Genomic DNA, 23179 nt, shown 5'->3' with positions numbered 1-23179 from the left:
ATTTTTATGCACGTTCACGGGCTATTTGAGTTAATGATAAGGTTGGCGATAAAATGCACAAAAATAAAGTTCACTGCACTATCATGAAATCTTTTCATCAATTATCTTAAGCGAAATTTTTCGCTGAAAATATGATCAATTTCAGGCGTTGAATAATGTTTGCCAGATACTCAACGCCTGATTAATCACACCTCAGCCAGCTGGCTACGGCGTTTACGTTCACGCAGGAACAGCGTGACCAGGCCAAACCACATCACTCCGCTGATAAAGTTAATCGCACTGAACCACGGTGTACCCCCGCTGAAATAACCACTTTTTGCCAGCTCGATACCTATCGCCAGGGTAAGAATACTGATCATCCCGAGCATCGCGGCGATACTGCCTTTCCCTTCGTTGCTGGCATACAGCGTCAGACGGTACAAACCGGCGTTAACCATCCCGGCACCAAAAGCGTACAAACTCAATCCTGCCGTCAGCAGCAGGTAGCTGTGGCTATTGAGCAGGTTCGCCAGCAGCGCAATGCTCAGGCCAAGCAAAATTGGCCATGCGGCAAATTTTACCGGTTGCTCAATCGGCACCCGACCGGCCAGCTTACCGAGCGTCAGGTTTCCGGCAATCATCGCGAGGAATACCGGTAATTGCAGCAAGGCATAATGCAGGCGAGATAACCCTTCATCATGCATCAGGATCACCGGGGATAACGCCACCCAGGTCAGGATGGGGATAAAAACCAGACCGATGGCGAAAGAGCCATACATCACCTGGCGGTCACGCGCCAGACGACCATAGCCACGCGCCAGCGTCGGCAGGGCAATGGAATGGCTGCGATCACCGGCCGTCTCCGGCATGATGCGCCACAACACCACAAACGCCACGATGCTACAGGCGGCGAATAACCAGAACATGCTGCGCCAGTCGCCAACGCTGAGCCAGGCGGCCCCCGCCAGCGGTCCTGCTAACGGGGCGAGCAGAGCCACATTGGCCATTAACGCCATCATGCGCACGGCAAGCGCTTCAGCGAAAGCCTCCTGTACCGCCGCATAGCTGACCGCGCCGATAAAGCACAGGCTGATCCCCTGAATAAAACGCAGTGCCACGAATTGTTCGATGCTCTGCACCAGCGTGGTCAGCATACAGGCGGCGGCAAAGAACAGGATGCCGAACAGCAATACGGGCCGTCGACCATATTTGTCGGAGAGCGGGCCAAGCAGCCATTGCAACACCACGCCGCCCATCAGGTAAGCCGTCAGTGAGGTCGATACCCATTCCGGGCCGACCTGAAACTCTTGCGTCACCAACAACATACCGGGTTGAATCATGTCGTGGGCGATATAGGTGGCAAACTCGAACAACACCAACGCCAGCGGAAACAGCAGCACGCGCCCGGTGAGTTGAGTTATCGGTTGATAGCGGGCCATCTGGCCTCCTTGTCAGAGAAAATAAAACGCGACTGCCGAAGCAGTCGCGTTGTCCATAATGTTACAGCCGCTGTCAGAGGGCGTAATTAATCTACGCGCAGTACACGGCTGGTATTGGTGGTGCCTGTGGTCGCCATGACATCACCCTGGGTGACAATCACCAGGTCGCCTGAAACGAGGAAACCTTTGTCACGCAGCAGGTTAATGGCATCGTGCGCAGCGGCAACACCATCATTGTTGCTGTCAAAGTAAACCGGCGTTACACCACGGTAAAGCGCAGTCAGGTTCAGAGTGCGTTCATGACGTGACATCGCGAAGATCGGCAGCCCGGAGGTGATACGGGAGGTCATCAGTGCGGTACGGCCAGATTCGGTCATGGTGATAATCGCGGTCACGCCTTGCAAATGGTTTGCGGCGTACATGGCCGACATGGCGATGGCTTCTTCAATGTTGTCGAACTGCACTTCAAGACGGTGCTTGGACACATTGACACTTGGGATTTTCTCCGCACCCAGACACACTTTTGCCATCGCAGACACGGTTTCCGCCGGGTACTGACCGGCAGCCGTTTCTGCTGACAGCATCACCGCGTCGGTGCCATCCAACACGGCGTTTGCCACGTCCATGACTTCTGCACGGGTTGGCATCGGGTTGGTAATCATCGATTCCATCATCTGTGTCGCGGTAATGATGGTACGGTTCAGCTGACGCGCACGACGAATCAGTGCCTTCTGAATACCGACCAGTTCCGGGTCGCCAATTTCCACGCCAAGATCACCGCGCGCCACCATCACAACGTCAGAGGCGAGGATAATGTCATCCATCGCTTCCTGCGTGGCAACCGCTTCAGCACGCTCCACTTTTGCAACCAGTTTGGCATCGCAACCGGCATCACGCGCCAGACGGCGCGCATAGTTCATATCTTCGCCGCAACGCGGGAAAGAGACGGCCAGATAATCTACGCCAATTTTTGCTGCGGTGAGGATATCGGCCTTATCTTTCTCGGTCAGCGCTTCGGCTGACAGGCCGCCACCCAGTTTGTTGATGCCTTTATTGTTGGAAAGCGGGCCGCCGACGGTCACTTCGGTGAACACTTTCATGCCCTGAACTTCCAGCACCTTTAACTGCACGCGACCATCGTCCAGCAGCAGAATGTCACCTGGCACCACATCCGCCGGCAGACCTTTATAGTCGATGCCGACTTTCTCTTTGTCGCCTTCACCTTTACCCAGGCTGGCATCCAGCAGGAAACGGTCGCCGACATTGAGGAACACTTTGCCTTCTTTGAAGGTCGAAACACGAATTTTAGGACCCTGTAAATCGCCGAGAATGGCGACATGGCGACCCAGTTTGGCCGCAATCTCACGCACTTTATTCGCGCGTAGCTGGTGATCTTCCGGGGTTCCGTGGGAGAAGTTTAGTCGAACAACGTTCGCACCTGCCGCAATGATTTTTTCGAGGTTGTTATCGCGATCGGTTGCCGGGCCGAGGGTTGTTACGATCTTGGTTCTTCTGAGACGTCTGGACATGAAGGACTCCGTTGACTAAGTATCGTGTCCCTGTCATCTGGACACGTTGTGGTCACTATTCTATATGATCGATGGGCTGTGATTCGACTCACATGTGAATGCGATGTTAATTATTTTGCTGTGCATTGATTTCCTGCTGCACATGCTTCTCCAGGCGCGAATCTCTCAGCGCCTCTTTCACCCGTTTCAGATTTTCGCGAAAAGAGGCGCCACGCTCAAGGGTAAAACCCGTTGCAAGGACATCGACCAGGGTCAATTGTGCCAGGCGGGAAACCATCGGCAGATAGATATCAGTATCTTCCGGGACATCGAGCGTCAGCGCCAGCGTGGCTTCTGCTGCAAGCGGTGAACCGGGAGAGGTGATAGCCAAAACGGTGGAAGCGTTTACACGCGCCAGGCGAGCCAGTTCTATCATATTTTTGGTTCGACCAGTATGTGATATGAGAACAAAAACGTCATTTGGTCCACTATTTATGCAACTCATGCGCTGGATCACAATATCCTCTGACCAGATGACCGGCAGATTAAAACGCAGAAACTTATTGGTGGCGTCATGGGCCACGACGGCGGAGGCTCCCAGACCAAAAAATGCAATCTTATTCGCCCGTGTCAGCGCCTTGACCGCCTGATGAATCACCGCCATATCCAGTTGCTGGCTTACGCGACTTAATCCGGCCAACGCCGAATCGAAAATTTTCTGACTGTAGCGCTCGACGCTGTCATTTTCTTCCACACCCCGGCTGACCCAGTTCGGGCCTTTCGCTAAACCTTGTGCCAGTTGCAGTTTAAAATCGGGAAACCCCCGCGTACCCATGCGGTGGCAAAAGCGATTCACCGTTGGCTCGCTAACCTGTGCGGCACGCGCAAGCGTGGCGATACTGGAATGCATCGCTTCCTGGGGTGCAGCAAGGATTTGCTCTGCGACTTTTCGTTCCGATTTACTCAGCGTCGGTAATTGCGCCTTAATCTGTTCCAGCATATTGATAACCCGATGACCACTCACCACTTTTGCCAATTTCATTTCTGGATGAAAGGGCGCTCTGTTCAGAACAATATACCGTGTAAACTGCGGTCGCACGCAGTAGCGGATAAATGTAGACGCGATTTTTTTGTCATACTTTGACGCGCACCAGGTTTTCCCCGACAAATCGCGAAACAGAAAAAAGCGCCGAAAGCGCACGCGACAACACACGTTAGTCGCAAATGGCGTGCAGAGTTATCTGATGCAACACCCCCGTTCGGGTTGTCCTGGAACCGGGAAAAAAGTACATTGTGCTGTAAGAAAATTACAATAAGGACCCGGTAAATGAGGACGCTCGACCGGGTATATCCTGCAACGAGGAGAGGAAAATGGCGGTAACACAAACAGCCCAGGCATGCGATCTGGTGATTTTCGGTGCCAAAGGCGATCTTGCGCGCCGGAAACTGTTGCCTTCACTGTATCAGCTGGAAAAAGCCGGTCAGATTCACGAAACCACACGGATCATTGGTGTGGGGCGCGCGGAGTGGGACAAAGACGCGTATACCAAAGTGGTACGTGAAGCGCTGGAAACCTTCATGAAAGAGAAGATCGACGAAGCGCTGTGGGACAAACTCAGCAGCCGTCTCGACTTCTGTAACCTCGACGTCAACGACACCTCGCATTTCTCTCGTCTGGGCAAAATGCTCGACCAGAAAAATCGCGTCACCATTAATTACTTCGCCATGCCGCCGAGCACCTTTGGTGCGATTTGTGAAGGCCTGGGTTCAGCCAAACTGAACGCCAAACCGGCACGCGTGGTGATGGAAAAGCCGCTGGGCACCTCACTTGAAACCTCTCAGGAGATTAACGACAGCGTCGGTAAATACTTCGAAGAGAGCCAGGTTTTCCGTATCGACCATTACCTTGGTAAAGAGACGGTGTTGAACCTGTTGGCCCTGCGTTTTGCCAACTCGATCTTTGTGAATAACTGGGACAATCGTACTATCGACCACGTACAGATTACCGTGGCTGAAGAGGTTGGTATCGAAGGCCGTTGGGGTTACTTCGACAAAGCAGGCCAGATGCGTGACATGATCCAGAACCATCTGCTGCAAATCCTGACCATGATCGCCATGTCACCGCCGTCTGATCTGAGCGCCGATGCGATTCGTGATGAGAAGGTCAAAGTGCTGCGTTCGCTGCGTCGTATCGACCAGAGCAACGTGCGCGACAAAACCGTGCGTGGCCAGTACACCGCCGGTTTCGTCCAGGGTAAAAAAGTCCCTGGCTACCTGGAGGAAGAGGGCGCGAATAAGCAGAGCGCGACCGAAACTTTCGTGGCGATCCGTGTCGATATCGACAACTGGCGCTGGGCAGGCGTGCCGTTCTACCTGCGCACCGGTAAGCGTCTGCCAACCAAGTGTTCTGAAGTGGTGGTCTACTTCAAGAACCCGGAAATGAACCTGTTCAAAGATTCCTACGCTGAACTGCCGCAGAACAAGCTGACGATTCGTCTGCAACCGGATGAAGGTGTGGATATCGAGATCCTGAACAAGGTGCCGGGTCTGGATCATAAACACAAATTGCAGACCACCAAACTGGACCTCAGCTACTCTGAAACCTTCAACCAGTCCCATCTGGCGGATGCTTATGAGCGCCTGCTGCTGGAAACCATGCGTGGCATTCAGGCGCTGTTTGTGCGTCGTGATGAAGTGGAAGCGGCATGGACCTGGGTTGACTCCATCATGGACGCATGGAGCGCCGATGCGGATGCACCGAAACCTTATCAGGCAGGTACCTGGGGACCGGTTGCCTCTGTGGCGATGATCACCCGCGACGGTCGTTCCTGGAACGAGTTCGAGTAACAGAATGGTAGCGGCGCGATTTTTCGCGCGTTAAAAACGCGCACGATAAATCGTGCCGCTACGCAATATGCCTTCACTCAACGTGATTTATAATCCTCCAGATGAATATTGAAGGCTTTCAGCTTGCGCCATAATGAGGTGCGGCTGATCTTCAGCGTCTGAGTAATCTTTATGGCTTTGCCCTGACACTGGACGGCAGCTTTAATTAACGCATCACGTTCCATGTCGATGAGGCTATGCAAGCCATTCGACGGCGGGACCCTAGCCAGATCGCGAATGCGTTCAATTAGCGCCAGGGGAATATCTTTCACGCGGATTACCGCGCCATCGCTGTAACTAAAAGCCCGCTCGAGCACATTGCGTAACTCGCGGTTATTTCCCGGCCAGCTGTAACGCGTCAACAGTTGCAGCGCATCTTCTGACAACGACAGATTGCTGTCGACTTCACGGCTCATGATCTTCAGATAACGTTTAATCAGCGGCGGAATATCTTCACTGCGTTCGCGCAAAGGGGGGATATGGATATCGAACGACTGCAATTCATACAACAAATGGCGACGAAAACGGTTTTCATCCACGTACTGATTAATATCGACGCTGGTGGTGGTGATTAACCGTACATCCAACGGTACCAGCAGTTGGTTGGCCTTACTCAGCAAGCCGGTTTTCAGCAGTTGCAGCAGGGCGGTCTGGACTTCGGTGGTCAGGTACTCCACATTCTCCAACAAAAGCGTGCCGCCTTTGGCCAGTTCAAACTTTGAGATCACATGCTTGTCGCCATTGACGATGCCGCCGAGAAACTCGCTGGTCATGGTTTCGCGCGGGATTGCCTGGCAGTTGATGGTGATAAAGGGCTTATCCTGACGCTCGCTGGCATTATGGATGGCCTGAGCCAGATAGGACTTACCCAACCCTTCCTCACCATGCAGCAACACCGAACCACGACCTTTCGCTGCCTGTTGTGCCAGGCGTACTACGCGCCGAATGGTATTTGAGGTGCCGACATAATCAAGATCATCAAAGGTGAGCCGAGCACCAATACCGCTATGGCGATGGACCAGTTCGCGGATGCGGTCAATCGGGTGCATCAGGGCGATATAACGATCCGAGGTATTGTTCGGTCCCTTGACGATTTTCAGTGAAATCGCCAGAGAGATGAAGGTACCCGCAAATTCGATGGCGGTTTCAAATAAATCGACCTCACGATTGTGAGCAATCGCGTTAAGAATGCTTTGCGGTAGCTTGATGATATCGTGAATATTTTTGCCGAGAATTTTTTCACTTTTGACCCCGAACAGGTTGCTACCGTGGATATTGAGATAGAGGATAGTGCCTTTATTATCCCATGCCAGTACCCCTTCCTCCACGCCATCCAGCAGGGCGTGAACTTCGCTGAGATGTTGATTGGACTCAGCCAGAATCAAATCGGTATTCAGTTTGGCGGTGAACTGTTGCTCAATGGAATGCACCAGCGCCAACCCCAGCGCCGGGGCGCTCTCCTGAGCGCTAAGTAAAATAATCCCCACCGCCCCCATCAGCGTACTGTCGCTGCCGAACACCGGTGCGGCGCAGATCTCAAACGGGTGCAGATGTCGGTTGAAATGTTCATAGCCCTTGATGCTGAGGGTTTCATGCAACAACAATGCGCTGGAGATGGCGTTATTGCCCATCATGCCTTCGCGCCAATAAATGCTTTCGCGGATCCCGAGCGGTGCCAGCCTGATCGCCATCGACGGCGTAGCATAAAACTTCAACGTGCAACCGGTTTCGTCGGTCACGAAGATGGCGCAATCCGGCGCATCAAGGTATTCGAAAATATCTTCGATGATGGGGGAGGAGATATTCAGCATCTCGGATTGGTTGCGGCACAGCGACTCAAAGGTTATGCCTCGGGCATAAAGTTGTTGTGGCCAGTGATCGTGACGCAACAGGCGTCGGCAACGCAGCCAGGATTGTTTCAGCCAGGGTTTGATGTCCGGGCGGTCCAGACTGGTGAGGTTGTTATATAACTCCGGATCCTTGGCGATGAATGCCCGCCATATTGCTTTCATATTGAGACGCATGCATTGCCTTCCTGCTGAAAATGGCCCAGCTATTAATTGAGTCTGTCAGGGTAAGAGCCGATCACTGGCGCGGAGCATAACGCTATATGTAGTGTATTTTGACGCTTCCCGGTAAAGCAGCGTGCCAATTTGTGACAGCGATCTGGAAATAGTTTCCCGCATCAATGTTTACTATTATTTTAAACTAACCAATTGTATTTAATTTGTTTTTTATTTATTTAAACAGCTGATGTGAAATGTCTCACATCTTTGAATACAGTATGACCGGGTTCAAATAACCCTGTTTTCATCCGTCATTATGTTTCTTTTTGCAACCTTCCCGGAAAAAATAACGTTTCTGAATTAAACAAAAAAATATTTTTTACAGCCTTTTTCTCCCTTTCTATTCTCAGCATGTTCTTGCATAAGACGACCAGTTATATCAACTGTTAATAAAAGGAAAGGAAGATGAACATCTTTTTATCAGAAATGGTCGGCACCATGCTGTTGATTCTGCTTGGCGACGGTGTGGTGGCCAACGTGGTCTTAAAACAAACCAAGGGAGGAAGTAGCGGCTGGATTGTGATTACCGCAGGGTGGGGTTTTGCGGTGACGGTCGCTGTTTACGCCGTCGGCTGGATCAGCGGCGCGCATCTCAATCCGGCAGTGACATTGGCTGTCTGGCTTCAGGGCGGCATTCCATCGGGAATGGTGCTGGTTTACATGCTCGGCCAACTGGTGGGGGCGTTTCTTGGCGCCATCCTCGTCTGGCTGACGTATAAGCGCCATTATGATGTTTCCGATGATCCCGGCTTAATTCTCGCCACGTTCTGTACTGGTCCTGCTATCCGCGACTATAAATGGAACCTGGTCACTGAAATTATCGGTACTGCGATGCTGGTATTCGGCGTGTTGGCGATTTTCAACTCGCACAACGGTATTACCGGTGGTTTTGGGCCTTATGCGGTCGGCGTGTTGGTGTGGAGTATCGGTTTGTCATTAGGCGGACCTACCGGCTATGCGATCAACCCGGCGCGTGACCTTGGCCCGCGTATCGCGCATGCGTTATTGCCGATCAAAAACAAAGGCGGTTCCGATTGGAGCTATGCCTGGGTGCCGATTGTCGGTCCATTAATTGGCGGTGCGGTCGGCTCTCTATTATACAAATTCTTATTACCTCTCTTAACTACCCCATAACAGTCGCCCCCAGGCCGCACCGGCTGGGGACATGACGAGGAAAGATTGATGAAAAAGTTAATCAACAAGGTTGATGATGTTGTCAGGGAACAACTTGAAGGCTTTGCCCTGGCGCATCCGGAATTAACGGTCAATATCGAGCCTTTCTATGTCTGTCGCCGCACCGATAAACCGAAGGTTGCACTGATTTCCGGTGGTGGGTCAGGGCATGAACCGATGCACGGTGGATTTGTCGGTTTTGGCATGTTGGACGGTGCCTGCCCCGGACATATTTTTACCTCGCCAACTCCCGATCAGATGTACGAATGCGCGCAAAAGGTCAACAGCGATAACGGCATCCTGTTGCTGATTAAAAATTACACCGGCGACATTCTTAACTTTGAAACCGCTGCTGAATTGCTGCATGGCGAAGGCATTCCGGTACAGGTGGCGGTGATTGACGATGACGTGGCGGTGAAAGATAGCCTGTACACCGCAGGTCGTCGTGGTGTTGCCACGACGGTGCTGGCAGAGAAAATTCTGGGCGCAGCGGCGGAAGAGGGTTACAGCCTGGATGAATGCGTGCAACTGGCGACGCGTATTGGCAACCGTGGGCGTTCAATCGGTGTGGCATTGTCGGCCTGTACGGTGCCCGCTGCGGGCCGGGCAAGTTTTGATTTAGCTGATGATGAGATCGAGTTTGGTATTGGTATCCACGGTGAACCGGGTATCCGCCGCGAGAAGTACAGTGACTGCGATACCCTGGTCACAGAGATGCTCAACGAAATTCTCGACAATACGCCCTACAGTCGCGTGTTGCGGCAGTGGGACGGTGATAAAGGCGAGTGGGTGGAAAACAGCCAGACTACCGAGCCGTTAAATGAACAGGACAGCGTGATTGTGCTGGTCAATGGGTTGGGTGGCACGCCGTTATCAGAGCTGTATGCGGTGTACCGCAAAACGGCAGAAATCCTGACCGCGCACAACATCCATATCGCCCGCAACCTGGTGGGGACGTTCTGTAGCTCCATCGACATGCAGGGGGTATCGATCACGCTGTTGAAAGTCGACGAAGAGATGCTGACGTTGTGGGATTTTCCGGTCAGCACCCCAGCGCTACGCTGGAAAATGTAACCTGGTGTCGCGGTCTGGTCAGTAAAGCCAGGCCGCTGTGACGCGGGAAGAGAGCATTCTGTGGGGGATAACAATGGTCGTAAGCAAAAAACAGGTGATTGATTGGCTGGATGCCTCAGCAACGGTTTTTGAGCAGCAGCAAGAGTTTCTGACCAATCTGGACCGCGAAATCGGCGATGCCGATCACGGGTTGAACATGAATCGTGGCTTCAAAAAGGTAAAAGAGAAACTGCCGACGCTGGAAGATAAGGATATTGGCACCATTTTGAAAAATACCGGGATGGTGTTGTTGTCGAGCATTGGCGGTGCCAGCGGGCCACTCTATGGCACTTTTTTCCTGAAAGCCGCCGAATGTGTCATGGCGAAAGAAGAATTAACGGTGACGGATTTATACAACCTGTACCGCGAAGGCACGGAGCGGATCATCGCACGCGGAATGGCACACCCGGGTGATAAAACCATGGTGGATACATTGTCAGCCATCGTCTCATCGTTGCAAACCCAGCAGGAAGCACCGCTGACCAGTGCATTGAATAGCACGTTAGTGGTGGCCGAGGCCGCGATGAAAAGCACCATTCCGATGCGGGCCGGAAAAGGGCGTGCCAGTTATCTTGGTGAACGTTCTATCGGACACCAGGACCCCGGTGCGACCTCCAGTTATCTGTTATTTAAAACACTTTGTGAGGTTGTTGGCTAACAAACGTGGTCCTCAATAAGGTGATCCAACTATGGTCAATATTGTGGTGGTTTCGCATAGCAGGAAGCTGGCTGAAGGCGTGATTGAGCTGGCGTCACAAATGACTCAGGGAAAAGTAAAGTTCGCCCTCGCGGCTGGCATTGATGATCCTGAAAACCCGATTGGTACTGATCCGGTCGCGGTGATGATGGCCATTGAGGAGGTGCTGGATGACGATGTGCTGGTGATGGTCGATATGGGAAGCGCGATCCTCAGTACCGACATGGCGAAAGAGCTGCTTGGCGAGGAAAAGATGGCACGGGTGCAGATTTGCGCCGCGCCGCTGGTGGAAGGCACGGTGGCGGCAGCTGTCGCGGCGGCATCCGGGCTATCGGTTGAACAGGTTATGGCGGAGGCACATCAGGCGCTGACAGCAAAGTACGCCCAGTTGGGGCAGAGCGAGGCGTTGCCAACGATGTCGCTCCCGGAGGGGGCAACTGATACGCATAACGACAGCAAAAGCTTTTCCTGGACAGTAACCAATCCGACCGGCATTCACGCCCGTCCGGCATCGGCGATTGCCCGTTGTCTGAATCAATTTGATGCTGAGGTACAAATCGTTAATGGCGACCGTGTGTTGAATGCCAAGAGCATGAACAATGTGGCGCTGTTGGGTATCAAATGTGGTGATGTTATTACGTTGCACGCTCATGGACCCGAGGCGCAGCAGGCAATCGATGCATTTGCCGCGCTGGCAGCAACGCAATTCGGCGATGACAACGCGGTACCCGAGGCGGTGGTGAAAAAAAAGTCCGACGTGCTGGCGGTGACGATCTGCCGCATCGAACGTGGCCTGCCACAATTGACGCAACGTGCAGCGGCCGCAAAAGACGTCGAAATTGCCCGGCTGAGTCAGGCGATTGCGGCGGCGAAGCAGGAACTGGAGATATTGATTGCCACCACAACTGAGCAACTGACGGACAATGAGGCGGCAATTTTTTCCGCACACCAGATGATGTTGGAAGATGGCGAGTTGTTCGACACCACCCTTGAACGGCTGGAGCAACAACCAGCACCTGTCGAGCAGTTGTGGCTTGGCGTGATTAGCCAGATGGCCGATGAATACCGGGCGATTGAGGATACGTATCTGCGTGAACGGTATATCGATGTTTATGACGTTGGTATGCGGGTGCTGGGGCTGTTGCTCGGCCATCCTCTGTCTACTCTGCCGCCAGCGCATTCGCCCACATTAATTATCGCTAATTATCTCTTGCCCTCGGAAATTATGGCCTTAGACAGCACGCTGACTGAGGGCGTCTGTTTTACCACCATCGGTGCCCAATCTCATGCGGCGATTTTGGCCGCCGCACGCGGGATAGCGGTGTTTATCGATCGCAATGGCAAGCGTACCAGACAATGGCAGGATGGCACGCGGGTGCAGCTGGCAACGGATTCCGGCGAGATCATGGCGGTATAACCTTTTCATCATCCTGAATTGAACCGTGGTTTCAAAAACCTGGCGTCACCGATAGACGTAAGTCACGCCGATCTTGTATGGTAATGCTCAGGAACATCCTGCGGGCCAGCTACGGCCTGACTGAAACCCTTAGGAAACGTGATGAAAAACTGGAAAACAAGTGCAGAACAGATCCTGACCACCGGACCGGTTGTTCCGGTGATTGTGGTAAACAAACTCGAACACGCCGTACCCATGGCTAAAGCGCTGGTGGCGGGCGGTGTTCGCGTGTTGGAAGTGACCCTGCGCACGCCAGTGGCGATGGATGCGCTGCGTGCCATGATTAAAGAAGTTCCGGAAGCGATTGTCGGGGCGGGAACCGTTATCAACCCCCAGCAGTTGAAAGAAGTGACCGACGCGGGCGCGCAGTTTGTCATCAGCCCCGGTATCACCGAACCGCTGCTGAAAGCGGCCGTAGAAGGCCCGGTGCCGTTGATTCCGGGTATCAGCACCGTATCCGAGCTGATGACGGGTATGGATTACGGTCTGCGCGAGTTTAAATTCTTCCCGGCGGAGGCCAACGGTGGCGTGAAAGCGTTGCAGGCGATTGGCGGACCCTTCCCGCAGGTACGTTTCTGCCCAACTGGCGGTATCTCACCGGCTAACTATCGTGACTATCTGGCGCTGAAGAGCGTGCTGTGTATTGGCGGCTCATGGCTGGTGCCGAACGATGCGCTGGAGGCGGGTGACTGGGATCGTATTACCCATCTGGCTCGCGAAGCGGTAGCAGGCGCGAAATAAGTGATGAGCGGTGAGCCGGGTGCTCACCGCATCAGGTGTTAACCTTCGACTTTCACCGCGGCTGCGGCTTTGATAGCGCGAGCAACGGCGTCATCGGTATTCTCACCGGTGGCGAGCGCCACACCCAGACGGCGTTGACCGGCAATTTCCGGCTTACCGAACAAACGTAACTGCAAGCCCGCACCCAGTGCCGCTTCAACATTTACGAAGCGTACATTGGTGCTTTCCAGTTGCGGCAAAATCGCCGCGCTGGCCGCTGGGCCATACTGACGAATACCGCCAACCGGTAAACCGAGGAAGGCACGGACGTGCAGCGCGAACTCAGACAGATCCTGAGAAATCAGCGTTACCATGCCGGTATCGTGTGGACGCGGTGACACTTCGCTAAAGATCACCTCATCGCCACACACGAACAATTCCACGCCAAACAGGCCGTAACCACCCAGCGCCTTAACCACTTTTTCCGCGATAGCTTGCGCGCGTTGCAGGGCGAGGTCGCTCATTTGCTGGGGTTGCCAGGATTCACGGTAATCGCCATCTTCCTGACGATGGCCGATCGGGGCACAGAAATGAATGCCATCGACAGCGCTGATGGTCAGCAGCGTGATTTCGAAATCGAACTTCACCACGCCTTCAACAATGACACGACCGGCACCGGCGCGCCCACCTTGTTGCGCATAATCCCAGGCCTTGTCGAGCTGGCTGGCTTCACGAATAAAACTCTGGCCTTTACCGGAAGAACTCATCACCGGCTTGACGATGCATGGAAAACCAATGGCGTTGGCGGCGGCAACAAAGTTTTCTTTGCTGTCGGCAAATTGGTAGGTGGAAGTCGGCAATGCCAGTTCCTCGGCAGCCAGACGACGAATCCCTTCACGATTCATAGTCAGACGCGCGGCGCGCGCGGTGGGCACCACTTTTTGCCCTTGCTGCTCCAGCTCAAGCAGTTTTTCGGTGGCGATGGCTTCGATTTCCGGCACCACGAAATCCGGTTTCTCCTGGGCAATCAGCGCGGCCAATGCGTCGCCATCCAGCATGTTAATGACATGGCTGCGATGGGCAACATGCATAGCAGGCGCATCGGCGTAGCGATCGACAGCAATCACTTCCACACCCAGACGCTGGCACTCCAGTGCCACTTCTTTACCCAGCTCGCCTGAACCTAACAGCATGACACGCGTTGCGGCAGGACGCAGCGCGGTTCCGAGAGTCGTCATAATTTCACCTTAGCAGTCAAAATGCGCGCGCAGTATATACGAAAACGTTTGCGTTCTCATCTTTTCAGCACGGCAACGTTTGCCTTACTTTGCGTCGTTCTGACGTTTCCTGACATCCACTGCGGCAGCATGTGAAACCCGGATCTTAAACAGGAGTTAAACGATGAATAACTGGTTGCAGCAAATTCAATCGGTACTGAAAAAGCAGGGAAGCAGCGGTAAGGGTAGCGGGTTAAGCGACATGCTGGCACCGGGGGCGTTAGGTGGGCTGGCGGGTTTGCTGATTGCCAGCAAATCCTCCCGTAAGTTGCTGACCAAGTACGGTGGGCAGGCGTTGATTATTGGCGGTGGAGCCGCAGCGGGTGCCGTGCTGTGGAATAAATATAAGCAACGGGTACGTGAAACCCATCAGGATCAACCGGGTTTCGGCCAGGTGCAAACGCCGCTGGATCAGCGTGCTGAACGGTTGGTCACCGCCCTGGTGTTTGCGGCCAAGAGTGATGGACATATCGACGATCGCGAACGTGCGGCGATTGAGCAGAATATTCATCAGGCGGGTTACGGCGCGCAAGCGGAAGCCCTGATTCAGCAGGCGATGAACCGCCCGCTCGATCCGCACTGGCTGGCAGCTGATGTGAAAAATGAAGAAGAGGCACTGGAACTCTATTTTCTCAGTTGCGCAGCCATTGATGTCGACCACTTTATGGAACGCAGTTACCTGACCGCATTGGGCGATGCCTTAAAGATCCCGCAGGATGTCCGCGACGAAATGCAAAAAGATCTCGCCGCTGAAAAAGCCAGCTTACCCGCCAGTTAACCCCCGCACAGGCCACCTGGGTGGCCTTGTTTTACATTTTCCTTGTACTCAATGGCTTGGCTTCCTGCGCGATCGGTGCCACGCTTGCACAATGTTGTCTCTTCAGGGAAATGAACCATTATGAATCAGCCTCAGGCAAAAAAAGTCCCTCACCAAATGACCCTGCATGGGGAAACTCGCACCGACAATTATTTCTGGCTACGTGATGATGATCGGGAAAATCCCGAGGTGCTCGACTATTTGCATGCTGAGAATGACTATGGCAAAGCGATGATGGCTACGCAGGTGCCACTACAGGATCGGGTGCTGAAAGAGATTATCGACCGCATTCCTCAGCAGGATCATTCGGTGCCCTACGTGAAAAACGGCTACCGTTACCAGAGTCGTTATGAAACCGGCAATGAATATCCGGCCTATTATCGCCAGCCGAAAGAAGCTGATCCCGATGCCGAATGGCAATTGCTGCTTGATGGTAATCAGCGCTCGTCGCACAGCGATTTTTACACTATGGGGGCGCTGGCGATTAGCCCGGATAATCAGGTGATGGCATTGGCGGAGGATTTTCTTTCTCGCCGCCAGTATGGCATTCGCTTTCGCAACCTGGTCAGTGGCAGCTGGTATCCCGAGGTGCTGAGTGATGCCTCTTCCAGCCTCGCCTGGGCCAATGATTCGCGTACCGTCTATTACGTGCGTAAACATCCCAAGACTTTGCTGGCTTATCAGGTCTGGCGTCACGAATTAGGGCATCCGCAATCTGATGATCAACTGGTCTACGAGGAGAAGGATGATACGTTCCATCTCAGCGTGCACAAAACCACCTCTGAACACTTCATCCTGATTGCGCTGTTTAGCACCACCACCAGCGAGATTCAGCTGATCGATGCGGAATATCCTGATGCTCAACCCCAGGTTTTTTGCCCACGCCGTCGCGACCATGAATACACCATCGATCACTACAATCATCAGTTTTATATTCGTTCGAATCGTGAAGGGAAGAATTTCGGTTTATACCGCAGCGCCTGGTTGGCGGAAAATCGCTGGCAGACGCTGATTCCGGCTCGCGATCAGGTGGTTCTGGAAGATTTTCAGCTGTTTAAACATTGGCTGGTGGTAGAAGAGCGCTCGCGTGGGATGACCAGTCTGCGTCAGATTCATTGGGAAAGCGGTGAGAGCACCGGCATTGCTTTTGACGATCCCACCTATGTGACCTGGTTGGCCTACAATCCAACGCCGGAGAGCGATACGCTGCGCTACGGCTACTCGTCAATGACCACCCCAACGACGTTATTTGAACTCAACATGGAAAGCGGCGAACGGCGCGTGCTGAAGCAGACGCCGGTCCCGGGCTTCAATCCGGATGATTATAAAAGTGAACATCACTGGATAACCGTTCGCGATGGCACGGAAGTTCCGGTTTCGCTGGTCTACCATCGTAAGCACTTCCAGACGGGCAATAACCCGATGTTGGTTTATGGCTATGGTGCTTATGGCAGCAGCATGGACGCCAGCTTCGGCACCAGCCGCATCAGTTTGCTGGAGCGTGGCTTTGTCTATGCGATTATCCATGTGCGGGGCGGTGGCGAGCTGGGTCAGCAATGGTATGACGATGGCCGGCTGCACAACAAGATGAACACCTTCACTGACTTTATTGACGTCACGGAAGCGCTGGTTGCGAAGGGATTTGGTCACCCGCAACGGTTATACGCGATGGGGGGCAGTGCCGGGGGATTATTGATGGGCGCGGTGATCAATATGGCTCCACAGCTTTATCATGGCGTGGTGGCGCAGGTGCCATTTGTAGATGTGGTGACCACCATGCTGGACCCTTCCATCCCGCTGACTACCGGGGAATATGATGAATGGGGTAATCCAGAGGAGGAGGCGTATTATCACAGCATCCGACAATACAGCCCGTATGATAACGTGGCAGCACAAGACTATCCGCATTTGCTGGTGACCACCGGCCTGCACGATTCACAGGTACAGTACTGGGAACCGGCAAAATGGGTGGCGAAATTGCGCGAGCTAAAAACCAACGATACGTTGCTGTTGTTGTGCACCGATATGGATTCTGGTCACGGTGGCAAATCAGGCCGTTTTAAATCTTATGAAGGGGTCGCGCAGGAGTTTTCCTTCCTGATTGGTCTGGCGCAGGGTGTTCTGCCAGACCGTCATGACTACTGATCATTTTTGACGTACTTGCGCAGCGCCTGCCGCAGTGGTGGGCGCAAATCGCGCACATTCTCCAGCACCCAGCGCAGATAACCGGGATCTTTGCGCACCACGCTGCCGATACTTTGCCCGCGATATTTTCCAAACGGGAACACATCATCGGCCACCGGCGCGGGCTGGCAACGGCTGACCATCTGCTCAGCATCCCAACCAGACTTCTCCATGATGCGAATCAGCAACGCCGCGGTGACGTAACAATCGTACAGCGCGCGGTGCGCGTGCAAATTGGCGGGCGGGGTGACGTCCAGTTTCAGGCTGTGACGCAGGGCCTGGTTACCGTATTTCTGACCGGGCCAAAGTTGACGCGCCAGCGTCATAGTGCAAATCCACTGCCCCGGCATTTCCGGCAGCATTCGCCTGTCAAAACTGGCGTTGTGCGCGACGTAATGGGGGCTACCGTGGTAGCGACCGATGGCCTGCTCAATGGTGGGCTTCCCCACGACCATCGCTTCAGTGATGCGATGCACGGCCATCGCCTGGCGGCTGATGGGGCGATCCGGGCAGATCAGATCACTCATCGGATTGAGGATCTGTCCGTCAATCACATCCACGGATGCCACTTCAACCACACCACCCTGTAAACCGCAGGTTTCGGTATCGATTACGCGTAGCATGGCTTATTTCTGCTTCGGTTCGTAGGGCAGACGAGAAAGGCTGAGTGACGCCTGACGATATTGCATCAGACGCTGGCGAAACCAGTCACGCAGCGCTTCCGGTTGCTCCCTTTCGACCAAATCCGCCACTACCGGCATGTTGTAGCGCTCTTTAAACGCCACGCCAGCGGCTGCCAGATCGACATTCACTTTGTCTTTATCTTCCTGCGACAGCAGGGCAAGGTTTTGACTCATGTTTTTCTCCTGATAAACAGGGGCAAAAGTAATGTTTTCCCCGTTCAGGATCAAGGGAAAAGGGATCGCATTGCAGGTATCGACACCTGCGGAACAGCAGCGTATCCTGCTGCCACGCTTGCGGCAGATTGCCGTAAAAAAGAGGATAGCCTGATGAAGAAGACGAGATTAAGCCGCCTGGCGGCGCTGTTGCTGGCGTCATCCGCGCTGGCCTTCAGTCAGTTTGCGCTGGCGCATGCCCACCTTAAGACGCCGGTTCCGGCTGACAAATCTACCGTTGATGCTTCACCCAAGTCGTTAACTCTGACGTTTACCGAAGATGTCGAACCGGCATTTAGCGGCGTTGAAATCCGCAATGCACAGAATCAGACCGTACCGGTTGGGAAAGCTCAGATTAACGCAAAGCAACATGATCAACTGATTGTACCGCTGAGTCAGCCACTGCCAACGGGCAGTTATCAGGTGAACTGGCGTGTGCTCTCGGTTGATGGTCATAAAACCAAAGGTAGTTATCAGTTTAGCGTGAAGTAATGGGGCTAAGCACGTTGTGGGTTAGCCTGCGGGCGATCCACTTTTTGTCGGTGTTATTGCTGACTGGCAGTGCGTTTTACACCGCACTGCTGGCGCCGGCGCGTTTTCGTCCGGTACTGGCGTTTCGACTGCGTGGCATCCTGGCGTTAAGCGCACTGGTGAGTTTGCTGGCGGCAGTGTTAATGCTGGCGACGCAAACAGGCCTGATGAGCGGTGACTGGCGCAATGTGTCCGATGCAGAAACCTGGCTGGCGGTACTGAGCACCCGTTTTGGCGGGGTATGGCGCTGGGAGATTATCTTCGCGTTAGCGAGCGTGTTGGCGTTATTGCTTCGAGGCAGGTTGTGTCAGCAATTGTTGTTACTGACCGGATTACTCCAGCTTATCGCATTAGCGGGTGTGGGCCACGCGGCGATGCGTGATGGCTGGCTGGGAAGCTTGCAGCAGGCAAACCACGCCTTGCATCTGATTTCTGCCGCGTTCTGGAGTGGTGGTTTGCTACCACTGCTGCTACTGATGCGCGACGCACGCAACATAGCCCATCGGACTGATGCCATCCGCAGCATGATGCGTTTCTCTCGCTATGGGCATCTGGCGGTTGCGCTGGCGTTGCTGACCGGGATGTTCAACAGCCTGTTGATTGCCGGTGATCCATTGCAATGGCAGCCCACATGGTGGAGCACGCTGCTGATTGTCAAAGTGTTGCTGGTCATGTTGATGGTGACCATTGCTGTGATTAACCGCTACTGGTTGGTTCCTCGTTTTCGTCTGGCCGGAAGCGATGCAGCAACACTTTTTATTCGTCTGACGCAGCTTGAGCTGCTGCTGGCGATCGCTGTAATTGGGTTGGTCAGCGTGTTGGCCACGCTGGCACCAGCCTGAATCATTGATACCGATTGAATGTATGAGGTCGACATTTTGCTGAAGAAACTGATTCCAGCTTGTGTACTGATGGCACTTTGCAGCCAGACGATGGCTGCTGAAATTATCACCATCAGCCGTTTTGAGATTGGCAAAGACAAGTGGCCGTTCACGCGGGAAGAAGTCATGTTGAGCTGTGAGAAGGGGGGAGCGCTGTTCGCCATCAACCCCAGCACCTTGTTGCGTTACCCGTTGAATGATAAAGCGGAAGCGAACCAAAAGTCCGGACGCGGCACCACTGAATCGATCAGCTCAATTCAGGCTGATGATAAAGCCCATCCCGGACAGAAAATGAGTCTGGAACCGATTATCGCCCGTGCTCAGGCACTCTGCGACAAGTAAATCCCGCCGCATGGCGCGGCAGAGCCTGCTGCGCCTCATCCCACAAGTATTCTGCCGTCGCGATCACAGAGTCGACAGCTTTCCGCCCGCCCGGTGACAGTTGGCTGGAAAATAATCACCCTTGGTCTACCTTTAAAAGGCAAGGCGACCTCGCCCTGCATTAATGCCAACTTTTAGCGCACGGCTCTCTAAGAGCCATTTCCCTGGACCGGATACAGGAATCGTATTCGGTCTTTTTTTATGTGTATGACTTATAACGATTTATTTTTATTCGTCCGAAAATGTCCGAAATTTGTCCGAACTTCCGATATCCGGTTTAAACCATAACGTATTCCTGACCTCGCGAATCCAGGTACTTTTTGGTCATGGCGATGTTTTTATGACCGAGCAACCTTTGAGCGAATTCCTCTCCATTCTCTACTTCATATAATCGACTGGAAAGGCTTCTGATCTCATGGAAAGTCGGTGGATTTGCCCCGAACTGAATCCCGCTTAAATCACGAGCTTCAGCAAACGCCCCGGTCATGGCATCTGGCATAACCGGTCCGGCTTTACGGCCACCACGCCGAACTGATGAATAAATCAGGTTGTCGGAAGGGTTGCCTACCCGGCAGCGTTCGATCACTTCATTCAAGTCCATACCGATGATCTCCAGCCGCAACGTCACCGGCAGCGCCAGTTTGTGGCTGGTCTTGCTCTGCGTGATAAACAACCTTCCGTCTGCAATGTCACTGAACTTCATCCTGGTGATATCTTCACGCCGCTGCCCGGTTAGCAACCCGATATTCATCGCACACTCAAGCCAGCCCCCCATAGACGCCGCAGCAGTGCGGATCGCGATGAAGTTATCGAGAGATAGCCGCTCGCGTTTAACCTCTGGTGGCGGGGTCTTGGTTGGCTCTACCGGGTTGCGCTCAATGATCCCCTCCACGACAGCTTCCCTGAAAACGTCCAGCATTAAAGAGCGGAGAGCAACCGCCATACTCCGCTTACCGCATTCAACGTAGGTTTCAAGAAACAGTGCAATTTCGCGCGTGGTAATCCCTTCGATTGGCTGTCGGCCAAATTCAACCTTAAGTGTGGAAAGCTGATTGCTCCGGATCTTCATTGTGTTCGGCTTCAACTGTCTGCGTTCCAGAATGACACTGTAACGTTCAAGCCATTTGCTGAAAGTGAATGTTGGTTTCTCTTTCAGCCTGTCGAGCAGTGCCGAAGGAAGATAATTTTCCTCGATATAGTTGTTTGCCTCGATAGCCTGGGCAACCGCTTCCCTGCGTGAAATGCGTCCGAGAGAAATTTCCTGACCAGTTACGGGGTTTCGCCAGTAATAACTCTGCCTGGACTTTCGATAAGTCAGATTCCTTGGCAGATTAGCGTCGTACCGTTCCGGTCTGTTCGACATGTTTTAACTTCTCCAGTAGCGACCCCTTTCTGGGTGGGGCAACGTGTGCCGGTTTGCGCTTCATCTTGCTTTTTCGCGGATCAACATAAACTGAATCGGGCGAAAGTTTATATTCTCTTCCGTGTAACTCGGGGCATGGATAAATACGGCCTTCCCGTACCCAACGACGAAGTGTGGAAAGGGAAGGTGGGCGCGAGTATGTATCCGCCGCCCACTCCTGCAAAGTGAGTAGTTTCGCCATGTTTTACCTCTGGGTCTTTTTACCAGGTTTTAAGCGCAACGAAGCGCAATATATGAATATTTTGCGTTGCTATTCATCACGCAGAGCGTGGAATAGCTAATGGGAAGCACATTTCCGGCAAATTGGCGCGCACCAGCCCATCGTTGACCGGCAGTAACTTCGCCGCGGCGCGTTCTATTTGATCCATGAACGCAGCGCCGCGCGTTTCGAGATGGTCTCGGCTGACATAATCGAACTTTGGCCCACGCCACGTTTTATCGAATACCGCGATGGCCGCGCCGAACCCGGCGGATGACTCTTCCGGCTGTCCCGGTTCTGGCCGGTACCATGTTGGCAGGTCAAAGCTGATGCGCCCGCGAATGAAGGCGATGTGATCGGCATCTTCCGGCCACCACACCTCGCCGGTTGCTGCTTTGATGAGAAATACATAGCGACCGCCAGCTTCGCGCATTGCCAGCGTGTGGGCGATAATGTGGCGCATGCCGGTAATGTAATTCCCCTCATGCTGGCTGGCGCGGCTGTAGGGCGGGTTGGCGTATGCCGCGCCGCTGAGTTGCGCCAGGCGCACTGACCAATCCTGCACCAGCGCGTTATCCTCAGCGGTGTAAAACGCATCGCATTTGGCATTGCTGGCGTCGGCAAACAGGTCCAGCACGAATGGGCCGAACATCGAGTTGATTCCCCACCAGAGCGGATCCGGCGTGCGCCACTGATCGCCAACCTGCTTAAGTTTGTGGGTGGGCTGCGCGCGTAGCGCCTCCAGCGCTGCGCAGTATGGGTTGATGATGTTATCGGTCATTGTTCTGACACCTCCTGTCAGCGCGTGGTTTTTCATTTAAATCAATCTGATGGTATGAACAGAAATCCAGCACATACGGGCATTCAGCCGTGCTTTCTGTCCCGTTTACAACGTCGCAGCCGCCAGCATGAAGGCAGTTGCAGTTCTGGCATCCGAGGCGGTTTTCGAAGCAGTTTTTAGCCATGTGGTAGCCATTGCACCGGCCGCCAGTGAACCGGTGCGGGAAGTCATAAGCGGAGCACCAGCAGGTAACCTGTCTGCCGCTCCAGTAGGCTTTCCCGATGGCAATTGAGTTTTCATACCTCACCTCACTGGAGATAAAGTTTTGCGGTCAGTGTCGCGATGAGAAGGATGATCCACACGACAGCTATTGCGGCGACATCGTAGAAAGGCTGGTGGCGCGCATAGTGCGCACGGAGACGTTTTTTCATGGGGAGGAGGGCGTAAAAAAACCTGCCGGAGCAGGTTCATGGTGAGCAATTTTATTCTATCGGGACTGCATTCAACTCTATGATCGCTCGCTCTATTTCTTCAACAGATGGTTCGGAGTCATAAGCGATTTGATACACAGCTTTATCTTTGGTTTCGGGATCTACCTTGACATACTCATGAACCCGATAAGCATCCTTTTTTCCAGTGCTTATGTTTGAAAAGTAATACACCGGTGAAACTAGGTGTATTTTCAGATCCATAACAGGCCCATCATTTCTAAAAACAAAACAACTTGGCATCATTTTTCCTCATTTTGATAAATCGGGACTATACAGTATGG

Annotated in this window: 22 protein-coding genes and 1 pseudogene; 11 read left to right on the top strand and 12 right to left on the bottom strand. The window is 53.4% G+C overall.

Annotation, left to right across the window (positions count from 1 at the left end; all coding sequences use genetic code 11):
* Positions 1–185 precede the first annotated feature (185 nt).
* From AC6I8R_RS11770 to AC6I8R_RS11760, 3 genes are all read right to left on the bottom strand, one after another.
* A complete protein-coding gene (locus AC6I8R_RS11770; protein WP_497832329.1) occupies positions 186–1418 on the bottom strand; it encodes an MFS transporter in 1233 nt (410 codons plus the stop codon).
* Positions 1419–1504: 86 nt separating this feature from the next.
* Positions 1505–2947, bottom strand: a complete 1443-nt coding sequence (gene pyk / locus AC6I8R_RS11765; RefSeq protein WP_021182967.1) for a pyruvate kinase — start codon at positions 2945–2947, stop codon at positions 1505–1507.
* A 106-nt stretch (positions 2948–3053) separates the two neighbouring features.
* Positions 3054–3932 (bottom strand): MurR/RpiR family transcriptional regulator, encoded by an 879-nt coding sequence (locus tag AC6I8R_RS11760; RefSeq protein ID WP_200864652.1) that lies wholly within the window; start codon positions 3930–3932, stop codon positions 3054–3056.
* Positions 3933–4297: 365 nt separating this feature from the next.
* Between AC6I8R_RS11760 and zwf the strand changes: the two genes are divergently transcribed.
* Positions 4298–5773 (top strand): glucose-6-phosphate dehydrogenase, encoded by a 1476-nt coding sequence (gene zwf, locus AC6I8R_RS11755; protein WP_021182969.1) that lies wholly within the window; start codon positions 4298–4300, stop codon positions 5771–5773.
* 77 nt (positions 5774–5850) lie between these two features.
* Here zwf and dhaR read toward each other — a convergent pair whose 3' ends face one another.
* Positions 5851–7836 carry a dihydroxyacetone kinase operon transcriptional regulator DhaR gene (dhaR, locus tag AC6I8R_RS11750; RefSeq protein ID WP_497832328.1) on the bottom strand — a complete coding sequence of 662 codons (1986 nt, stop codon included), beginning with the start codon at positions 7834–7836 and terminating at the stop codon, positions 5851–5853.
* Between the two features lie 447 nt (positions 7837–8283).
* On the opposite strand from dhaR, the gene AC6I8R_RS11745 reads away from it, so the two are divergent.
* The 5 genes from AC6I8R_RS11745 to AC6I8R_RS11725 all read left to right on the top strand — a co-directional run bounded on the left by AC6I8R_RS11745 (position 8284) and on the right by AC6I8R_RS11725 (position 13058).
* Positions 8284–9012: an MIP/aquaporin family protein gene (locus tag AC6I8R_RS11745; protein ID WP_497832327.1), complete on the top strand. Its 729-nt coding sequence runs from the start codon at positions 8284–8286 to the stop codon at positions 9010–9012.
* Positions 9013–9060: 48 nt separating this feature from the next.
* Positions 9061–10125, top strand: coding sequence for a dihydroxyacetone kinase subunit DhaK (gene dhaK, locus AC6I8R_RS11740; RefSeq protein WP_415174513.1), 1065 nt, complete (start codon positions 9061–9063; stop codon positions 10123–10125).
* Between the two features lie 73 nt (positions 10126–10198).
* A complete protein-coding gene (gene dhaL, locus AC6I8R_RS11735) occupies positions 10199–10822 on the top strand; it encodes a dihydroxyacetone kinase subunit DhaL (protein ID WP_021182973.1) in 624 nt (207 codons plus the stop codon).
* Positions 10823–10853: 31 nt separating this feature from the next.
* A complete protein-coding gene (gene dhaM / locus AC6I8R_RS11730) occupies positions 10854–12278 on the top strand; it encodes a dihydroxyacetone kinase phosphoryl donor subunit DhaM (RefSeq protein ID WP_497832326.1) in 1425 nt (474 codons plus the stop codon).
* A 141-nt stretch (positions 12279–12419) separates the two neighbouring features.
* A complete protein-coding gene (locus tag AC6I8R_RS11725) occupies positions 12420–13058 on the top strand; it encodes a bifunctional 4-hydroxy-2-oxoglutarate aldolase/2-dehydro-3-deoxy-phosphogluconate aldolase (protein ID WP_208724168.1) in 639 nt (212 codons plus the stop codon).
* Positions 13059–13096: 38 nt separating this feature from the next.
* Here AC6I8R_RS11725 and purT read toward each other — a convergent pair whose 3' ends face one another.
* Complete coding sequence (gene purT, locus AC6I8R_RS11720) at positions 13097–14275, bottom strand: formate-dependent phosphoribosylglycinamide formyltransferase (protein WP_497832325.1); 1179 nt, start codon at positions 14273–14275, stop codon at positions 13097–13099.
* Between the two features lie 163 nt (positions 14276–14438).
* Between purT and AC6I8R_RS11715 the strand changes: the two genes are divergently transcribed.
* Positions 14439–15092 (top strand): tellurite resistance TerB family protein, encoded by a 654-nt coding sequence (locus tag AC6I8R_RS11715; RefSeq protein ID WP_208724169.1) that lies wholly within the window; start codon positions 14439–14441, stop codon positions 15090–15092.
* A 120-nt stretch (positions 15093–15212) separates the two neighbouring features.
* Positions 15213–17276: a prolyl oligopeptidase family serine peptidase gene (locus AC6I8R_RS11710; RefSeq protein ID WP_497832324.1), complete on the top strand. Its 2064-nt coding sequence runs from the start codon at positions 15213–15215 to the stop codon at positions 17274–17276.
* Here AC6I8R_RS11710 and exoX read toward each other — a convergent pair.
* On the bottom strand, positions 17270–17938 hold the full coding sequence (gene exoX, locus AC6I8R_RS11705; protein WP_497832323.1) for an exodeoxyribonuclease X: 669 nt from the start codon (positions 17936–17938) through the stop codon (positions 17270–17272). The genes AC6I8R_RS11710 and exoX overlap by 7 nt on opposite strands.
* A gap of 3 nt (positions 17939–17941) precedes the next feature.
* The gene (locus AC6I8R_RS11700) at positions 17942–18172 is read right to left on the bottom strand and encodes a DNA polymerase III subunit theta (protein WP_497832322.1); all 231 of its coding nucleotides are present in this window, start codon (positions 18170–18172) and stop codon (positions 17942–17944) included.
* A gap of 153 nt (positions 18173–18325) precedes the next feature.
* Between AC6I8R_RS11700 and copC the strand changes: the two genes are divergently transcribed.
* The 3 genes from copC to AC6I8R_RS11685 are packed head-to-tail and all read left to right on the top strand — an operon-like array spanning position 18326 to position 19965.
* A complete protein-coding gene (gene copC, locus AC6I8R_RS11695; protein ID WP_497832321.1) occupies positions 18326–18703 on the top strand; it encodes a copper homeostasis periplasmic binding protein CopC in 378 nt (125 codons plus the stop codon).
* Entirely contained in the window at positions 18703–19584 is an 882-nt protein-coding gene (gene copD / locus AC6I8R_RS11690) for a copper homeostasis membrane protein CopD (protein WP_497832320.1), read from the top strand. The genes copC and copD overlap by 1 nt, the downstream gene beginning before the upstream one ends.
* Before the next feature lie 33 nt (positions 19585–19617).
* Positions 19618–19965, top strand: coding sequence for a YebY family protein (locus AC6I8R_RS11685; protein WP_497832757.1), 348 nt, complete (start codon positions 19618–19620; stop codon positions 19963–19965).
* Between the two features lie 316 nt (positions 19966–20281).
* On the opposite strand, the gene AC6I8R_RS11680 is transcribed toward AC6I8R_RS11685, so the two are convergent.
* The 5 genes and pseudogenes from AC6I8R_RS11680 to AC6I8R_RS11660 form a co-directional block, all read right to left on the bottom strand.
* Positions 20282–21367 (bottom strand): tyrosine-type recombinase/integrase, encoded by a 1086-nt coding sequence (locus tag AC6I8R_RS11680; RefSeq protein ID WP_497832319.1) that lies wholly within the window; start codon positions 21365–21367, stop codon positions 20282–20284.
* Positions 21336–21608 carry an excisionase gene (locus AC6I8R_RS11675; RefSeq protein ID WP_497832318.1) on the bottom strand — a complete coding sequence of 91 codons (273 nt, stop codon included), beginning with the start codon at positions 21606–21608 and terminating at the stop codon, positions 21336–21338. Before AC6I8R_RS11675 ends, AC6I8R_RS11680 begins: the two co-directional genes overlap by 32 nt.
* Before the next feature lie 142 nt (positions 21609–21750).
* A pseudogene (locus tag AC6I8R_RS11670) lies at positions 21751–22407 on the bottom strand (phage N-6-adenine-methyltransferase); the annotation flags it as partial.
* A 105-nt stretch (positions 22408–22512) separates the two neighbouring features.
* The gene (locus AC6I8R_RS11665; RefSeq protein WP_497832317.1) at positions 22513–22638 is read right to left on the bottom strand and encodes a hypothetical protein; all 126 of its coding nucleotides are present in this window, start codon (positions 22636–22638) and stop codon (positions 22513–22515) included.
* 251 nt (positions 22639–22889) lie between these two features.
* Complete coding sequence (locus AC6I8R_RS11660; RefSeq protein WP_497832316.1) at positions 22890–23141, bottom strand: hypothetical protein; 252 nt, start codon at positions 23139–23141, stop codon at positions 22890–22892.
* Positions 23142–23179: the final 38 nt, after the last annotated feature.

It is taken from the genome of Pantoea sp. X-Soil-OKNW-713, from assembly GCF_059730685.1.
Note: the sequence above shows the minus strand (reverse complement) of the source record. Positions and strands in the feature narration are given on the sequence as shown.

What these genes read in the sequence shown, in the direction of transcription:
- AC6I8R_RS11770 (WP_497832329.1), bottom strand. Translation starts at nt 1,418, where the DNA reads ATGGCCCGCTATCAACCGATAACTCAACTCACCGGGCGCGTGCTGCTG.
- pyk (WP_021182967.1), bottom strand. Translation starts at nt 2,947, where the DNA reads ATGTCCAGACGTCTCAGAAGAACCAAGATCGTAACAACCCTCGGCCCG.
- zwf (WP_021182969.1), top strand. Translation starts at nt 4,298, where the DNA reads ATGGCGGTAACACAAACAGCCCAGGCATGCGATCTGGTGATTTTCGGT.
- dhaR (WP_497832328.1), bottom strand. Translation starts at nt 7,836, where the DNA reads ATGCGTCTCAATATGAAAGCAATATGGCGGGCATTCATCGCCAAGGAT.
- AC6I8R_RS11745 (WP_497832327.1), top strand. Translation starts at nt 8,284, where the DNA reads ATGAACATCTTTTTATCAGAAATGGTCGGCACCATGCTGTTGATTCTG.
- dhaK (WP_415174513.1), top strand. Translation starts at nt 9,061, where the DNA reads ATGAAAAAGTTAATCAACAAGGTTGATGATGTTGTCAGGGAACAACTT.
- dhaL (WP_021182973.1), top strand. Translation starts at nt 10,199, where the DNA reads ATGGTCGTAAGCAAAAAACAGGTGATTGATTGGCTGGATGCCTCAGCA.
- dhaM (WP_497832326.1), top strand. Translation starts at nt 10,854, where the DNA reads ATGGTCAATATTGTGGTGGTTTCGCATAGCAGGAAGCTGGCTGAAGGC.
- AC6I8R_RS11725 (WP_208724168.1), top strand. Translation starts at nt 12,420, where the DNA reads ATGAAAAACTGGAAAACAAGTGCAGAACAGATCCTGACCACCGGACCG.
- purT (WP_497832325.1), bottom strand. Translation starts at nt 14,275, where the DNA reads ATGACGACTCTCGGAACCGCGCTGCGTCCTGCCGCAACGCGTGTCATG.
- AC6I8R_RS11715 (WP_208724169.1), top strand. Translation starts at nt 14,439, where the DNA reads ATGAATAACTGGTTGCAGCAAATTCAATCGGTACTGAAAAAGCAGGGA.
- AC6I8R_RS11710 (WP_497832324.1), top strand. Translation starts at nt 15,213, where the DNA reads ATGAATCAGCCTCAGGCAAAAAAAGTCCCTCACCAAATGACCCTGCAT.
- exoX (WP_497832323.1), bottom strand. Translation starts at nt 17,938, where the DNA reads ATGCTACGCGTAATCGATACCGAAACCTGCGGTTTACAGGGTGGTGTG.
- AC6I8R_RS11700 (WP_497832322.1), bottom strand. Translation starts at nt 18,172, where the DNA reads ATGAGTCAAAACCTTGCCCTGCTGTCGCAGGAAGATAAAGACAAAGTG.
- copC (WP_497832321.1), top strand. Translation starts at nt 18,326, where the DNA reads ATGAAGAAGACGAGATTAAGCCGCCTGGCGGCGCTGTTGCTGGCGTCA.
- copD (WP_497832320.1), top strand. Translation starts at nt 18,703, where the DNA reads ATGGGGCTAAGCACGTTGTGGGTTAGCCTGCGGGCGATCCACTTTTTG.
- AC6I8R_RS11680 (WP_497832319.1), bottom strand. Translation starts at nt 21,367, where the DNA reads ATGTCGAACAGACCGGAACGGTACGACGCTAATCTGCCAAGGAATCTG.
- AC6I8R_RS11675 (WP_497832318.1), bottom strand. Translation starts at nt 21,608, where the DNA reads ATGGCGAAACTACTCACTTTGCAGGAGTGGGCGGCGGATACATACTCG.
- AC6I8R_RS11665 (WP_497832317.1), bottom strand. Translation starts at nt 22,638, where the DNA reads ATGACTTCCCGCACCGGTTCACTGGCGGCCGGTGCAATGGCTACCACA.
- AC6I8R_RS11660 (WP_497832316.1), bottom strand. Translation starts at nt 23,141, where the DNA reads ATGATGCCAAGTTGTTTTGTTTTTAGAAATGATGGGCCTGTTATGGAT.